Source organism: Streptomyces sp. NPDC087270, assembly GCF_044744625.1.
Lineage (GTDB): Bacteria > Actinomycetota > Actinomycetes > Streptomycetales > Streptomycetaceae > Actinacidiphila.
In genome coordinates, this window is the sequence record NZ_JBIUYR010000003.1 from 75,822 (window position 1) to 90,234 (window position 14,413).

General features: G+C 72.7%; 13 protein-coding genes. 2 read left to right on the forward strand and 11 right to left on the reverse strand.

What is annotated here, in order from left to right; all coding sequences use genetic code 11:
* Positions 1-123: 123 nt before the first annotated feature.
* From ACIPAE_RS07100 to ACIPAE_RS07145, 10 genes are all read right to left on the reverse strand, one after another.
* Positions 124-867: a class I SAM-dependent methyltransferase gene (locus tag ACIPAE_RS07100; protein WP_402443438.1), complete on the reverse strand. Its 744-nt coding sequence runs from the start codon at positions 865-867 to the stop codon at positions 124-126.
* Between the two features lie 65 nt (positions 868-932).
* A complete protein-coding gene (locus ACIPAE_RS07105; protein WP_402443440.1) occupies positions 933-1,670 on the reverse strand; it encodes a hypothetical protein in 738 nt (245 codons plus the stop codon).
* A 151-nt stretch (positions 1,671-1,821) separates the two neighbouring features.
* The gene (gene nagA / locus ACIPAE_RS07110) at positions 1,822-3,057 is read right to left on the reverse strand and encodes an N-acetylglucosamine-6-phosphate deacetylase (protein ID WP_402443442.1); all 1,236 of its coding nucleotides are present in this window, start codon (positions 3,055-3,057) and stop codon (positions 1,822-1,824) included.
* On the reverse strand, positions 3,054-4,523 hold the full coding sequence (locus ACIPAE_RS07115; RefSeq protein WP_402443444.1) for a glycoside hydrolase family 3 protein: 1,470 nt from the start codon (positions 4,521-4,523) through the stop codon (positions 3,054-3,056). Before ACIPAE_RS07115 ends, nagA begins: the two co-directional genes overlap by 4 nt.
* Before the next feature lie 65 nt (positions 4,524-4,588).
* Positions 4,589-5,431: a carbohydrate ABC transporter permease gene (locus ACIPAE_RS07120; RefSeq protein ID WP_329373431.1), complete on the reverse strand. Its 843-nt coding sequence runs from the start codon at positions 5,429-5,431 to the stop codon at positions 4,589-4,591.
* Positions 5,428-6,408 (reverse strand): sugar ABC transporter permease, encoded by a 981-nt coding sequence (locus tag ACIPAE_RS07125; RefSeq protein ID WP_329373429.1) that lies wholly within the window; start codon positions 6,406-6,408, stop codon positions 5,428-5,430. Before ACIPAE_RS07125 ends, ACIPAE_RS07120 begins: the two co-directional genes overlap by 4 nt.
* A 15-nt stretch (positions 6,409-6,423) precedes the next feature.
* Complete coding sequence (locus tag ACIPAE_RS07130; RefSeq protein WP_402443447.1) at positions 6,424-7,713, reverse strand: extracellular solute-binding protein; 1,290 nt, start codon at positions 7,711-7,713, stop codon at positions 6,424-6,426.
* Between the two features lie 5 nt (positions 7,714-7,718).
* Positions 7,719-8,951, reverse strand: coding sequence for an ROK family protein (locus tag ACIPAE_RS07135; protein ID WP_329373425.1), 1,233 nt, complete (start codon positions 8,949-8,951; stop codon positions 7,719-7,721).
* Between the two features lie 815 nt (positions 8,952-9,766).
* Positions 9,767-10,576 carry a serine protease gene (locus ACIPAE_RS07140; RefSeq protein ID WP_329373423.1) on the reverse strand — a complete coding sequence of 270 codons (810 nt, stop codon included), beginning with the start codon at positions 10,574-10,576 and terminating at the stop codon, positions 9,767-9,769.
* A gap of 395 nt (positions 10,577-10,971) precedes the next feature.
* Positions 10,972-12,363, reverse strand: a complete 1,392-nt coding sequence (locus tag ACIPAE_RS07145) for an FG-GAP repeat domain-containing protein (RefSeq protein WP_402443450.1) — start codon at positions 12,361-12,363, stop codon at positions 10,972-10,974.
* 169 nt (positions 12,364-12,532) lie between these two features.
* On the opposite strand from ACIPAE_RS07145, the gene ACIPAE_RS07150 reads away from it, so the two are divergent.
* Both ACIPAE_RS07150 and ACIPAE_RS07155 read left to right on the forward strand, forming a co-directional pair.
* Positions 12,533-12,835 carry an ArsR/SmtB family transcription factor gene (locus tag ACIPAE_RS07150; protein WP_402443451.1) on the forward strand — a complete coding sequence of 101 codons (303 nt, stop codon included), beginning with the start codon at positions 12,533-12,535 and terminating at the stop codon, positions 12,833-12,835.
* On the forward strand, positions 12,832-13,224 hold the full coding sequence (locus ACIPAE_RS07155; protein ID WP_402443453.1) for a VOC family protein: 393 nt from the start codon (positions 12,832-12,834) through the stop codon (positions 13,222-13,224). The genes ACIPAE_RS07150 and ACIPAE_RS07155 overlap by 4 nt, the downstream gene beginning before the upstream one ends.
* A gap of 270 nt (positions 13,225-13,494) precedes the next feature.
* Here ACIPAE_RS07155 and ACIPAE_RS07160 read toward each other — a convergent pair whose 3' ends face one another.
* Complete coding sequence (locus ACIPAE_RS07160) at positions 13,495-14,271, reverse strand: ribonuclease activity regulator RraA (protein ID WP_329373417.1); 777 nt, start codon at positions 14,269-14,271, stop codon at positions 13,495-13,497.
* Positions 14,272-14,413 lie beyond the last annotated feature (142 nt).

Sequence of the window (14,413 nt, forward strand, 5' to 3'; positions counted from 1 at the left end):
CCGCCGCCGGTGGGGGGCGGGTGGCCCCGACTCCCCCCGGGGGCCCCTCCCGGGGCGGGCGGGCGGCCGCGCGGCCGGGCCTGCCCGCGGCGCAAGGGCCCGCCGCGGGCAGGCCGGTCCGGGCTACGGCGCGGGCGGGAGGCGGTAGACGGAGACGTGGGAGGGGGAATCGGCGGTGAAGGGGGCGCCGGACCAGTCCGCGTGCCTGGACTCCAGCTCGAACCCGGCCAGTTGGGCCATCAGGTCGAGCTCGGCCGGCCAGATGTAGCGGTGCGGGCTGCGGAAGAGCTCGGCCTGCGAGGTGTCGTCGAACCGGAAGTGGTGCGAGACGACGTGCTGCCGCAGGACGTCGTAGGTGTCCAGGAGGAAGTAGCCGGGTTCGGAACGGCAGATGACGGCACCCTGGCCCGGCGGCAGCTTGCGCAGCTCGGGCACCCAGAGTTCGATCACGAAGCGGCCGCCGGGGGCGAGGTGGCGGGCGGCGTTGCGGAAGCAGCGGACCTGCTCCGGCTGGCTCAGCAGGTTGGAGATCGTGTTGAAGACGAGGTAGACGAGGGTGTACTCCCCCGGCGCGACGGTGGTCGACATGTCGCCCATGACGACGGGGATCGTCGCCTCGTCCGCCTTCGTCCGCAGCTGCCGCACCATCGGTGCCGACAGTTCGACGCCGGTGACGGGAACTCCGCGTGCGGCGAGCGGGACCGCCACCCGGCCGGTGCCGATGGCGAATTCAAGTGCCGCCCCCTCCCCCGCGAGTTCGGCGAGGCGGTCCACGGTCGGCCCCACGACCTCGGGGGCGAACATGCCGATGCCCGGCGTGTCGTAGCGAAGCGCGGTCTCGGCGTCCCAGATGTCCTCCTGCTGCATCCCCCCACGCTCGTCCCCGCCCGGAGCGGTGTCCAACGGTTTTCCGACCCGGGCGCCGCCGCCCCTCACCGGTGCCGCACCCACACGTTCGGCTCGACCAACTCGCCCCGGTCCGCGGTGCGGTCGACCGCGAGCGGGGCGAGGGCGCCGGGGACCACGTAGCGGCCGGAGGCCGGCAGGGGGAAGCCGACCCACCGCTCCCAGTCGGCGACCGAGCCCGCCATCGTCATGGACCGCTCGGCGACGCCCAGCACGCGGGCGCCCATCCGCTGGTGGGTCCGCAGCCACGGGTCCGACGGGGCGCCGTCGGCCCGGGTCCAGCGGATGAACTCCTCCATCGCGGTCAGCGGGTAGCGGGCCTTGGAGGTCGGCCGCACCGGGGCGATCACCCGTGCCAGACCGGCTCGTTCACCGGCGGAGGCGAGCCGCCCGAGCACTTCCGCGGCCAGGCCGCGCCCTCGCAGGTCGTCGCGGACCTGGGCCGCGGCGATCACCAGCGTGTCGGCCCGGCCGCCCGCCTCCCGCAGCGTCACCGCCCGCACCAGCGCGTCGTCGTAGCCGCCGGGCAGGTCGGCGGGCGAGCCGTCCCAGCGCACCGGAACGCCCCACCCGCCGGCCGCGATCCGGTCCGCGTCGTCGACCAGCAGGAGGTTCAGCTCCCCGAACCACCGCCGGACCCGGTCCATCTGCCGGTCGGCGAGGGGGTCGTGGAAGATGAACTCCGGCCAGCCCGCGCTGAAGACCTCGTCGGCCTGTGCGTGCAGGTCGGGCCGGTCGTCGAAGGCAAAGGTCCGCAGCTTCACGGAGGCGGAGCCTACGCCGCGCCGCCCGCCGGGCGCCCCGGATTTACGACGGCCCCCGACGGCCCCCGCCGGCCCGGGCCCGCCCCCGCGGGAACCCGGTCGGCCCCCGCGCCGGCGGGCACCCGGTCCCATAGGCGAGCCCGCGGGGGAACTACCGCTCCACCTGCCCCTCTGCGGAGACCCGCCGGCCGGCGAGCCAGACCCGCGCCGGCTTGAGGTCGCGGTCGAGCTCGACCAGGTCGGCGCGCAGGCCCGGCCGCAAGGCCCCGCGGTCGGTGAGGCCGAGCAGCCGCGCCGCCGTGCCCGCGGACATCCGCGCGGCGTCCGCGGCCGGCAGGCCGACGACGTCGACCGCCCGGCGGAACGCCTCCGCCACGAAGAGCGTCGAGCCCGCGAGGGTGTCCGTGCCGCGCAGCCGGGCCACCCCGCCGGTCACGGTGACCTCGCGGTCGGCGAACCGGTAGGTGCCGTCGCCCATGCCGGCGGCCGGCATGGCGTCGCTGACCAGCATCAACCGGTCGGCGCCCGCGGTGCGGTGGGCCAGCCGTACCGTGTCATCGGCGAGGTGGTGGCCGTCGAGGATCAGCTCGCAGCACAGCCGCGGGTCGAGCAGTGCCGCGGCCGCCGGGCCGGGCCGCCGGTGTTCCAGGGGCGGCATCGCGTTGAAGAGGTGGGTCACCGAGCGGGCGCCCGCGTCGACGGCCCGGACGAAGGCCGTGGCGGAGGCGTCGGTGTGGCCGAGGCTGATCAGGAGTTCCCCGGCGTACTCCTCGATCAGGCCGAGCGCGCCCGGCAGTTCGGGCGCCACGGTCATCGACACGGCGTGGCCGCCGGCCGCGTCGAGCAGCCCGTGCAGCACCTCCGGGTCCGGTGTGCGCAGCGCGCCGGGGGTCTGGGCGCCCCGGCGCTCCGGGGACAGGAACGGCCCCTCGAAGTGGATGCCCACCAGGTTGGGTGCGGTCCCGTCGTCGATGACGGCGGCGATCGCCCTGACGGCGGCCCGCATCGCGGGTGGGTCGACGCTGGCCACGGAGGCCAGCATCGACGTGGTGCCGCGGGCCAGGTGCCCGGCCGCGGCGGCGCGTACGCCGTCGGGGTCGCCGGTGTAGACGGAGTGGCCGGCCCCACCGTGGCAGTGCGGGTCGACGAACCCGGGCACGACCAGCCGGCCGCCGAGGTCGGACCGGGGTTCGGGCGCCGCGGGCGGGTCGCCCGCGCCCATGGCGTGGATCAGGCCGCCGCGGATCAGCAGCCAGCCCGCCACCACGCGGCCGTCGGCCCGTACGAACCGCCCGCCGGCCAGCAGCCGCCCGCCGTCCCCGGTCCCCTGCCCACGGGCACCGGGCCCCCGATCCCCGGTCCCCCGTCCTCCCCTGCTCCCGGTCACGCGCCCGCCAGCAGCGTGTCCACCGCCGCCTGCGCGCACACCCGGGACGCGCCGAACGTCCGCACCCAGCCCCGGAATTGGCCGAAGTCGTCGCCGGGCACGCCCATGTCGACCACCACGCAGCCCGGGTACTTCGCCAGCAGCTCGTCCAGGACCGGTCGCTGCCAGGGGAAGCGGTGCGAGCTGCGGACGAGCAGCACGACGTCGGCATCGGGCCCGAACTCGTCGAGGTAGAGGCCGACTTCGGCCTTGATGACGCCTTCCGCGTTGTACGTGTCGCCGGCCACCGCCAGTGTCTCCACCTCGACGCCGGCCGCGCGCAGCGGCTCCGCGATGCCCCAGGACGAACCGCCCTGGGCGGGGGAATGGGTCGGGTCGAGCCGCACCACCAAGGCCCGCTTGCCGCGCAGCACCGGGTCGCCGTGTACCTCGACCACGTCGCGGGCCAGCCGGGCGCCCACCGTGTCGTCGTGGGCGGCGCCGGTGGCCCGCGGGCGCGTCCCGAGCCTGGCGATACGGGCGTTGGCCTCGCGCAGCCGCTCCTCGGGGAGGGTGCCGTCCTCCACCGCCGCGACCAGGGCCGCGGCCGCCGTGTCCACGTCGTCGCCGAACGCCCAGGCGCCCAGGCACAGCGCGTCGGCGCCCGCGGCGATGGCCCGTACCGCCGCCTGGGGCAGTGCGGCGACGTCGCTGATGCCGCGCATCTCCAGGGCGTCGGTGATGACGACCCCGTCGTAGCCGAGTTCGCCGCGCAGCAGGCCGGTGAGGACCGCGGGGCTGATGGTGGCGGGCACGGTGTCGAGCTGGGTGAGCCGGACGTGGGAGACCATGATGCTGTCGACGCCGGCGGCGATGGCGGCGCGGAACGGGTCGAGGTAGTGGTCGACCAGTTCCTGCCGGGACAGGTCAACGGTCGGCGTGCCCAGGTGGGCGTCGGTGGAGCTCAGTCCGTGGCCGGGGAAGTGCTTGGCGCAGGCGCTGACCCCCGCGGCCTGCAGTCCCTCCACCCAGGCGGCCGCGTGCCTGGCGACCAGGGCGCGGTCGGCGCCGAAGCAGCGGATGCCGTTGGGGCTGAGCGGGTTGACGGCGGTGTCGACCGCGGGCGCCAGGTCCCAGTCGATGCCGGCCGCCACCAGTGACAGCCCGATCTGGTAGGCCGCTTCGCGGGTGAGTTCCGGGTCGTCGAGCCGGCCCAGCGCGTGGTTGCCGGGCACGGACGTACCGCCGTGCGGCTCCAGGCGGTTGACGTCCCCGCCCTCCTCGTCGAGGGAGAGCAGCACGTGGTCGCGCAGGCCGTGCAGGTCGGCGGTGAGCTGCCGGATCTGCTCGGCGGAGGCGATGTCCTTGCCGAACAGGACGAAGCCGCCGAGTCCCTCCTCGACGCGGGCGCGGGCCCACCGGGGGACGGTGCGCCGTCCCAGTGCGGGGAACAGCACGCCATGGGCAAGGCGTGACAGCTCGGTCATGGAGTCCTCACTCTTTCGTTCGGGAAGTCGTCTGGCGGGGGCCGGCCCGGTCCGCGGTGCGCGGGTCATCCCTTGACCGCGCCGCTGGTCATGCCGCCGACGAGGCGGCGCTGCACCAGCAGGAAGAAGATCAGGACCGGCAGGGAGAAGATGGTGGAGGCGGCGATCATCGCGCCGTAGTCGACGCTCTCCGAGGTCTTGAAGGACACCAGCCACACCGGGAGCGTGTAGTTGCCCTGCGATTTCATGATCACGTAGGCGAAGAGGTAGTCGTCCCACGCGTTGACGAAGGCGAAGATGGAGGTGGCGACGATGCCGGGCATCAGCAGCGGCAGCAGCACCCGTACGTACATCTGGAACCGGCCGCAGCCGTCGACCAGCGCCGCCTCCTCCAGTTCCACCGGGACCCCGTCCACGAAGCCGCGCAGCGTCCAGATCGTGAACGGGAGCACGAACGTCATGTACGTGAGGATCAGGCCGGGCACGTAGTCCAGCGCGTTGATGGACCGCAGCATCAGGTAGACGGGGATGACCATCGCGGCCGCGGGGATCATCTGCACCAGCACCAGGATCGCCAGCAGCACCCTGCGCCCGGCGAACCGGAAGCGGGCGATGGCGATCGCCGCGAAGAGCGCGATGACCAGCGAGAGCACCACCGAGGACAGGGTGACCGTCAGGGAGTTGCGCACGAACACCCAGAAGTGCGGCTTGGCCAGCGCTCGTTGGAAGTTGCCCAGGCTGATCGGCCAGGGCAGGAACTGCGGCACCGCGCTGAGGATCTTGCCGCGCGGCTTCAGCGCGGTGGCCACCATCCAGTAGACGGGGAAGAGCATCACCGCGGACAGCGCCACCGCGATGGTGTTGTTGACGCTGCGGCGACGCCGCGCGGGGGTCATGCGCACGCTCATGCCTTCTCTCCCTGCTCGTCTCCCTGGTTCGACATCCTGCGGACGTAGGCGATGGAGAACACCGCGAGGATCAGTACGGTCACCACCGCGATCGAGGCGCCGCTGCCGTAGTCGTTGCGGCTGAAGGCGGTGATGTACGCGTACACGCCGAGGGTGGTGGTCTGCCCGTCCGGCCCGCCCTGGGTCAGCACCCAGATGGGGGTGAAGGAGTTCACCGACCAGATGACCTCCAGCAGCGTGAGGATCGCCAGCACCGGCCTGAGCACCGGCACCGTGATGTGCCGGAAGGTCTGGAGCGTGCCCGCGCCGTCGAGCCGGGCCGCCTCGTACAGCGACTCGGAGATCTGCCCGCGCGCCGCGTAGAGGGTCAGCGCGACGAACGGCAGGCCCTTCCACACGGTGAGCAGGATGACCAGCCCGAGTGCCTGGTGGGGATGGGAGAACCAGTCGTACGCGGTCAGGTCGCCGAAGATCCGCGTCTTGGTGAGCAGCCAGTTGGCGACGCCGTACTGGGGCTGGTACATCCACTGCCACACCAGCGTGGCGGCGACCATCGGCATCGCCCAGACCAGCACCAGCGAGACGGTGGTGACCACCCGGGCCCAGGCCGAGACGCCCGTGAGCAGGTGCGCGATGAGGAAGCCGAGCACCATCAGCAGCGCCACGCACACCACGGTGAAGACCACGGTGCGCAGCAGGACCGAGCGGAAGTCCGGGTCGCCGAACAGGTGGGTGAAGTTGTCGAGGCCGACGAAGTCGGCGTGCCCGGTGAACAGCGACCGGGGGCCGAAGTCCTGGGTGGAGAGCACCAGCAGCCGCACCAGGGGGTAGCCCTGGATCAGCACCAGCGCCACGACCGCCGGGGCGATCATCGCCCAGGGCAGCATCCGCCGCCGGGTGGCGCCGGCCCGGACCTGCGGCCGGGAGCGGGCACCCGCCGGAGCGCGCTGCGCGCTGCGCTTTTCGGTAATTGCCATCGGGTTCCCGCCGTACTAGTGGAGCGAGTTGAATGCGTCGGTGGCGTGCTTGTCGTAGTCGGCGGCCGCCTTGGCGATGTCGGCGCCGCCGGCGATCTTCGAGAAGAACTGCTCGTTGTACCGCTCGGTCTCCAGCGTCGCCTCTCCCGGGCTGCTCGGCAGCGGCTGGCTGTTCTGCGCGGCCTTGGAGGCGACGGTGAGCTGCTCGGGGACTCCGGCCGGGGTGAACGCGGCGGAGATCGGCAGCAGGTTGAGCTTCAGCGCCATCTTCTGCTGGAACTGCTTGCCGGTGACGATGCGCAGCCAGTCCTCGGCCGCCTTCTTGTCGGGGCTGTTGGCCGCTATGCCGACGGTGGAGCCGGAGACGATCACCGGCATGGACTTGTCCGCGCTGTAGCCGGGCATCGCGAAGAAGCCGATGTCGTCCTTGAGCGCGGGGTTCTTCTCCAGCACCGCCGCGGGCTCCCACGCCTTGACGTACTCCATCGCCGCCTTGCCGTCGGCGAAGAGCTGGTCCTGGTCGGGGCTGTCGGTGTTGACGCCGACCGAGGACTTGGTGGAGCAGGTGTTCTGGAAGGTGCGCCAGGCCGCGAGGCCGGCCTGGTTCGCCGGCGAGGACATCGCGGCCTTCCAGGTGTCGCCCTTCTGCGTGGCCACGGTGCCGCCCTTGCCGAACAGGAACGGCATGCCGTTGAACCAGTACTGGCCCGGCAGGTAGAAGCCGGAGAAGTTCGCGGTCTTCTTGTTGGCCGCGGCCAGCTTGCCGCAGTCCTGCTGGAGTTCGGCGATGGTCGTCGGCGGCTGCTGGATGCCCGCGCCGGCGAAGAGCTTCTTGTTGTACATGACGACCTTGGTGCCGCCGTAGAGCGGTGTCGCGTAGAGCTTGCCGTCGTACGCGGACGGGCCCGACAGGCCGGCCAGCCAGTGCGCGGAGTCCTCGAAGGACGCCTTGTCGGCGGTGAGGTCGGCGAGGCCGCCGGAGTAGGTCTGCAGCGGGGTCTGGGTGTTGCCCATCTCCACGATGTCGGGCGGGTTCCCGCTGGCCAGCGCCGTGGTGATCTTCGTGGCGATGCCGTCCCACTGCTGGATCTGGACGTCCACCTTCATGTCCGGGTGCGTCTTGGCGAACTCGGCGTTGACGTCCTTGATGAGCGGGCTGTCGCCGGGGCCGCCGGTCATCATCCAGACCGTCAGTGTGCCGTCGGAGGAGGCGTGCGAGCCGCCCCCGCTGCCGCCGCAGGCCGTGAGCGCAAGCGCCATGACCGGGATCGACGTGACCGCGTACCGCCACCGTGCACGGTTCATCCTTCTCACCTTTCTGCTGCCTGGGTGGACTGGTCGTCCTGCGTGGTGCTGGTTGTGGGGCATGTGTTGAGCCGGTCGATCACCTGGTGCCGGTCCACGTCGATGCCCGCGACGTGCCCGGTGCTGATGCCGAGGGAGCCGTAGAGCCGGCCGAGCGAGGACGCCATCGCGCCGAGCAGCCCGGCGGAGTTGCCCAGGTCGGAGTGGCGGACCGTGCTGCGCACGCCCACCGTTCGGGCGACCTGGCCGCTGATGGCCGTGAGCGTGCCGGCGTCGAAGGACTCCGAGAACCCGCCGGTGAGCACCACGGTCTTCGGCTCGTAGGCGAGCGCGACGATCGAGACGAGATGGGCGAGGGCCGCGTGCACCTCGGCGAGCAGGTCGGCGTACGTCTCCGGTGCGGCGAATAGGTCCTGCGCGCCGGAGACCCGCACGCCGCGGCTGCGGGCGTACGCGACCAGGTCCGCGCCGGACAGCAGGTCGCGCAGCCGCTCCGGGCGGCCGGGCAGCGGGAGCCGGCCGAACTCGCCCAGCAGCCCCTGCTCGCCGAGCAGCACCCGGCCGTCGATGGAGACCGCGGAGCCGAGGCCGGTGCCCAACGCCAGCAGCACCGCGGTCTCCCGGTCCGGCAGCGATCCGTACTGGAGTTCGCCGAGCATGGCGACGTTGGAGTCGTTACCGACGGTGATCGGGACACCGACGAAACCGGAGACCGCGTCGATGAACGCGGTGCCCTGGATCTGGCCGAGATTGTGCGATGCGAGCACGGTGCCGCCGTCGCCGCTGACCACACCGGGCAGGCCGATCGTGACCGCCTGGAGCGGGGTGCCGTTGCCGTACCGGGCGACCAGGCCGGTGACCCGGTCGGCCACCCAGCGGGCCAGTTCCCCGGCACTCGCGCCGCGCGGCGTGGCGTCCCGGCTCCTGATCACGGCGCGGCCCAGCGCGTCGGCGACCACGACACGGCAGTTGGTGCCGCCGAGGTCGATTCCGCAGACCAGAGCCGATCCGGCGTTGAACCCGACCGCGGTGGACTGTCTGCCCGGGCCTTCGCGCACCAGCCGCTCGCCTTCGTGGACGAGGCGGTCGGCCATCAGGTCGTCGACGATCCGGAACACGGTCGCCCGGCTCAGGCCGGTGGCCGCGATGAGCTGCTGGCGGTCCATCTGGGCACCCGAGAGCAGCGCCGCGAGGACCGCGCTGCGATTGGACTCCCGGGGGAGCGAGGTAGTTGCCACAATTCCTCTCAGGCTGAGACTAATTCGATGGCGCTTACTCTAGCGACGGATCGGCGAGCAGATCCAGACATGCGGGTTACATTCCGGTAAAGCACGAGCGGTCACGCAACGTGATGTCGCTGGGGCATGCGGGAGCGACGGGGCCGGACGCTCGCAGGGCGCTGCTCCCCCGCCGCGGGTGCCGTCGGGCCGTCGGCGGCCCGCGCGACGGCAGCCGTCAACCGGCCGCCGGGCTAGGCCGTGTTTTGGAAGTAGCGCCGTCCGCCCAAAGGGCGGGGCCCGTGGCGTCTGGTGCTCCCCCACAGCCTGCGGCGTGGGAGGCGCCCCCAGATCGCAAGGCGGAGGGTTGTCCTCGTAGTGGGCCTACTCGGACAAGCCCGACAACGAAGCGAGCGTGCGTGCCAGGCGCCACGGGATGGGGGCACCTCCCCCGCCGAAGGCAGGGGGGGAGGGACTTCCAAAACACGGCCTACGGGACTTCAGTGGGTGCGGGGCACCGGTGACGGGCGGGCCGGTCTCGGCGCGGGCCGGCGGAAGGGCGCGGGGGTGCTACGCGTGGGGCCCGGTCGCGCAGGGCCCGCCGAACCGGAGCCGAGCGGTGGTCGCTCGGCCTGGTGTCACGGCCGGGGCCGCGATTGGGCCGGCTCGCTCCGCGCCCGGGTGGGCGCTCGGCGGGTGGGTCGAGGCTCGGCGGGCAGGTCAGCAGGGGTCGCGTCGGCGCGGTCGCGCCCCCGACGCGCCGCGCCCGGCCGGGGCGAGCCGGGGCGGGGGGGCGCCGTGCTGGCGGCGGCGCGAGGCGTGCGGCGTGCGGCGGCTCAGCAGCCGTCGCTGCCGGCGGCCGGCACGACGTCGGGGTGCCGGCCCAGGGTCGCGCGGAGGATCAGCTTGTCCGCCTGCCAGGTGAGGGGCGAGGAGTAGGAGGTGTACTCGTAGCAACCGCCCTGGTAGAGGCCGCCGATGACACCGACCACCTCGGTGACATGGGTGCCCGGCACCTTCGCCAGCCACGGGCTGCCGCTGCTGCCGCCCACGAAGCCATGGCAGTTGAAGCCGGGGAACCCGTCCGTGTACGTGGCGGTGGTGGCGCAGTGGATCGGCAGGTCGTCGATGCCGGAGTTGTACGCGACGTCCGTGATGCTCCGGCCCGCGCGGGGCGCGGGGGCGAGGACGTTGCCGCCCGTCACGTCCTGGATCGCGGTCTTGACGCCGCCGATCGACTGGTCGGCGACCTGCAGGATCGCGTAGTCGTAGTGCGGGTCCTGGCCGCTGGCCCACCGCGGGTCGATGTAGGCGTGCGTCACGGTCCACACGCCGTACGGGGTCTGGCCGCCGCGGTAGCCGGGGGCGAACTGCCAGCCGGCGGCGGTGCCCGTGACGCAGTGCGCGGCGGTGACGAGAAGGTCGTGGCGGGGACTCGCCACCACGCTGGCGGTGCAGCCGTGGTGCTGGTCGAGCCCGTTGCGGAACAGCGGGCCCACGGTGGGTGTCCCGTCGAACGTGGTCGCCGTGGGGGTCTGCGGCGGCGGGGGCGGGTCGGCCAGCGCGGGGACGGCGGACATGATCCCCACCGCCGCCAGCGCGGTCGCGATCACCGTCATCACCCTCGCGCGGGAGAACCTGACCATGGGAGGACCCTTCGCTCGAACGGCCGGTCGGACGGGTGCAGCGGAGCCGGCGGGTGGGCTGGTCGGCGCACCGGGGAACGGGTACCCCCTGGACCCGCGAACTCACGGACGATCCTCCCGCCCGCACGCCCATCCGCACGTGCCGCCGGACCGACCACCCGGCGTGTCGCCGGTTCCGCGGCACGACCCGGAACGCTACCCCCCGATCCCCACCCGGAACAGCAGTCCCGCGACTTCCGCCCGGATGAAACCACCCCATCCGGGTGAAACGGAATCGGTGCACGGCGCGCCCGGCGCTCCGGGGTGAACCGGGGTGGCACCCGCTCGGCCTCCGGGGCGGGCGTCCTCCGGGTCGCCCCGGCGGGAGCCGTCACCGCCCCGCCGGCATGAGCCGTTCAGTGGCCGAAGGCCGACCCGAAGCCCGGGCCGTCGGGCGGGACGGCCGTACCGAGGTCGCCGGAGCCGATCGTGACCGGGTGCCGCAGGTCGAGGCCGGTCGCGCTGCCGCGCAGCACCGTCAGCCGCTGGGGTCGCAGGTAGGGCGCCCCGGTGACGAGGTCGGCCCGCCCGTCGCCGTCGGTGTCGAGCATCGCCATGGCCGTCACACCCTTGCGGGGCACGTGCTGGGCACCGGACGTGGTCAGCCCCCGCGGGCCACCGAGCAGCACCAGCAGCTCGGCCGAGTCCTTGCCGGCCTGGGCGACGAACGCGAGATCCGCGTAGCCGTCCCCGTTCACGTCCCCCGCCACCGGCAGGCTGCCGAAGCCGTCCGCGACAGGCGCCCCGGGCAACCCGGGAGTCCTGGACGTCAAGTTGACCGGCTTGCGCGCGGTGCCGTGCTTGCTGCCGTACCACACGGTCAGCCGGCTGCCGCCCGTCGGCGCTACCGGCTCCTCGTCGTTCGAGCGCAACTCGTCGGGCAGGCCGACCGCGATGTCGTCGCAGCCGTCGTGGTCGAAGTCGCCGACGGTGACGGGCTCGCCGTAGGAGCTGCCGTAGACGTCCCTGCCCTGGGCGTCCTTCAGCCGCGGGCCCCGGCTGATCCCCTTGCGCGTGCCGTACCAGACGACCGTCGCGCGCGGGGTGTGGGCCACGTCGGTGTACTCGGCGGCCCAGGAGGTGATCAGGTCGTCGCGCCCGTCCCCGTTGACGTCGCCGACCGCCACCACGTTCTCGCTCTGGAAACCCTTCTCGTCCATCGGCATCTTCACGGTCGCGGTGCGGGCCGGCTTGCCGGAACGGCTGAACGGCCCGTAGAAGATGGTCTCGGTCGAGGACCCGTCGTCGTGGCCGCCGCCCACGGTGGCGATCAGGTCGGCGTGGCCGTCGCCGTCGAAGTCGCCGGTGAAGGGCCGGGTGCCGTGCAGCCGCGCGGGCTTGCCGCCTGCCGCGGAGCCGCTCCACACCACGAACAGCGTGCTGTAGCCGGCTTGGACGACGAGGTCGGCCTTGCCGTCGCCGTCCAGGTCTGCCGAGGTCGCGTTCGCCCCGAAGTAGGCGCCCTGGCCCGCGGGGCCCGCGCCGACGCCGTTCTGCGTCAGCATCCGCGCGTGCTTCGGGTCCGGGCCGCGAGCGCTGCCCGGTAGTACCGCGGCGTACCCGCCGTACCGCAGACCGTCGACCGTGGCCTCGCTGTTGGTGACGACGAGGCCGTCCTTGCCGGTCCCGTCGAAGTCGTACGGAGCCGCGCCCTTGCTGCCTCCGGACGAGTCGCCCGAGCAGCCCGCCAGGCCCAGGATCGCCCAGCACACCGTGGCCGCGACACCCGCGGCAATCCGCTTGCGCATGGGAACGCAGACTCGGGACGGCCGGGAAAGGTTGCCCTGCGCCACCGATCCACCCGGGCCGACCGGGCCACCCGAGCACCCACGGACCCGCACCCGCGATCGCGGGACGAGCCCGAGCGTGGCGGTCCTCGACTTGATAGGCAAGTGAACGCTTGCCTATCCTGAGGTGGTGGCAGACGACCTCTTCAAAGCCCTGGCCGACGCCACCCGTCGCACCATCATGGACGAGTTGGCGGAGAAGTCCGGGCAGACGCTGTTCGAGATCTGCGCGCGCCTGACCATGAAGCACCAGCTCGGCATCTCGCGTCAGGGGGTCTCCCAGCACCTTGCCGTACTGGAGGCCGCCGGGCTCGTCGTGACCAGGCGGGAGGGCCGCTACAAGTTCCACGACCTCGACACGGCCCCGCTGCGGCGGATCGCCGAGCGATGGCCCGTGCCCGACACCTCCGCACCGGAAGAGAGCGCCCCGTGAAGATCCATCTGACCAGTGTCTTCGTCGACGACCAGACCGAGGCGGAGCGCTTCTACACCGAGATCCTCGGCTTCGTGAAGAAGCACGACGTGCCGCTCGGCGAGCAGGACCGCTGGCTGACCGTCGTCTCGCCGGACGAGCCCGACGGCACCGAACTCCTCCTGGAGCCCGCCGGCCACCCGGCCGTGCAGCCCTACCGCGACGCGCTGGTCAAGGACGGTATCCCGCTCGCCCAGTTCGCCGTCGACGACGTGCGGGCGGAGTACGAGCGGCTGCTCGGCCTGGGCGTCCGGTTCACCCAGGAGCCCCTGACGATGGGCGCCGTCGCCACCGCCGTCTTCGACGACACCTGCGGCAACCTCATCCAGATCGCGACAGCGCCCCAGTAGGCGGCCGGCCGAAGGGGCCGCAGTCGACGCCGCCCCACCGAAGGCGCGGCCTCGCCGCCCCATACGGCAAGACCGCGACCATCGCCCTGGCCGGACGGAACTCTCTGTCCGGTGCCGTGGCCGGAAGGGTTTGCCTGGTTCGCGGTGTCCGGTGCGGTGCCTCGCACGGCGGAGGATCGTCCTCGTACGGGGCGTACTCGGACGACTCCGACAACGCGGCGAGGTGCCGTGCCGGGCACCGCGAACCGGTGAACCCTTCCGGTCACGGCACTAGCTCGCGCCCTCCGCCGCGCGTCCCACGAGGTACTCCGACAGCCCCGCGCCGGTGAGCGGGTAGTAGTCGGACAGCCGTCCGCCCTCGTCGAGGCGCTGCCGGGCGAAGATCTCCCGGTCCTGGTGGGCCAGCGAGTCCTCGCCGAGCGGAACCGCGTTGGCCTGCGGCACCGCGACCGCGCCGTCCTCGTCAGCGACGATCAGGTCTCCCGGGGTCACCAGGACACCGCCGACACCCACCGGCACGTTGAAGGCGGACGGGAACAGCTCCGTCTGGGACGCGTAGTGCGGGGTCACCCCGGTGCACCAGACGGGTACGCCCAGCGCCCGTATCCGGGCCGCGTCGCGGACCCGTCCGTCCACCACGATGCCCGCGCCGCCGCGCAGCTTGAAGTAGCGCACCAGCATGTCGCCGAGGCAGCCGGTGAAGTGGCTGCCGTGTGCCGACACCACCAGCACGTCGCCGGGCTGGATGGACTCCAGCACGCCCCACAGCGCGGTCTTGCGCTCGGCGTCCTCCTGTTCGGCGCCGGAGAAGACGTCCTCGCGCTGCGGGAGGAACTCCAAGGTCACGGCGCCGCCGATGACCGTGACGTCCGGTTCCCTGTGCAGCGGCACCGGCCCGTCGATGAAGGTCCGCGTGATGCCGCTCTGGTGCAGCTTCGCGCAGGCCGTCGCGGCGCTCACCCCCTTGAGTGCCGTGAGCATGCGCTCGGTCGGCCGGACGTAGGACGCGGTGTGGACCGGCGCCAGCATCGAATCGTACGTCTGCATGTCCCCCACCTTCGGCGCTCCCTGATCCCCTGTCGGGTTCATCCGCCACGCCTTTCTGCGCACAGCTCTGCACGCAACCATCAGTGACATTATCGCCTATCGATGGTAGATAACAGCCGACCGACAAGAACTGTCAACCACA

What these genes read in the sequence shown, in the direction of transcription:
- ACIPAE_RS07100 (WP_402443438.1), bottom strand. Translation starts at nt 867, where the DNA reads ATGCAGCAGGAGGACATCTGGGACGCCGAGACCGCGCTTCGCTACGAC.
- ACIPAE_RS07115 (WP_402443444.1), bottom strand. Translation starts at nt 4,523, where the DNA reads ATGACCGAGCTGTCACGCCTTGCCCATGGCGTGCTGTTCCCCGCACTG.
- ACIPAE_RS07120 (WP_329373431.1), bottom strand. Translation starts at nt 5,431, where the DNA reads ATGAGCGTGCGCATGACCCCCGCGCGGCGTCGCCGCAGCGTCAACAAC.
- ACIPAE_RS07125 (WP_329373429.1), bottom strand. Translation starts at nt 6,408, where the DNA reads ATGGCAATTACCGAAAAGCGCAGCGCGCAGCGCGCTCCGGCGGGTGCC.
- ACIPAE_RS07130 (WP_402443447.1), bottom strand. Translation starts at nt 7,713, where the DNA reads ATGAACCGTGCACGGTGGCGGTACGCGGTCACGTCGATCCCGGTCATG.
- ACIPAE_RS07140 (WP_329373423.1), bottom strand. Translation starts at nt 10,576, where the DNA reads ATGGTCAGGTTCTCCCGCGCGAGGGTGATGACGGTGATCGCGACCGCG.
- ACIPAE_RS07145 (WP_402443450.1), bottom strand. Translation starts at nt 12,363, where the DNA reads ATGCGCAAGCGGATTGCCGCGGGTGTCGCGGCCACGGTGTGCTGGGCG.
- ACIPAE_RS07160 (WP_329373417.1), bottom strand. Translation starts at nt 14,271, where the DNA reads ATGCAGACGTACGATTCGATGCTGGCGCCGGTCCACACCGCGTCCTAC.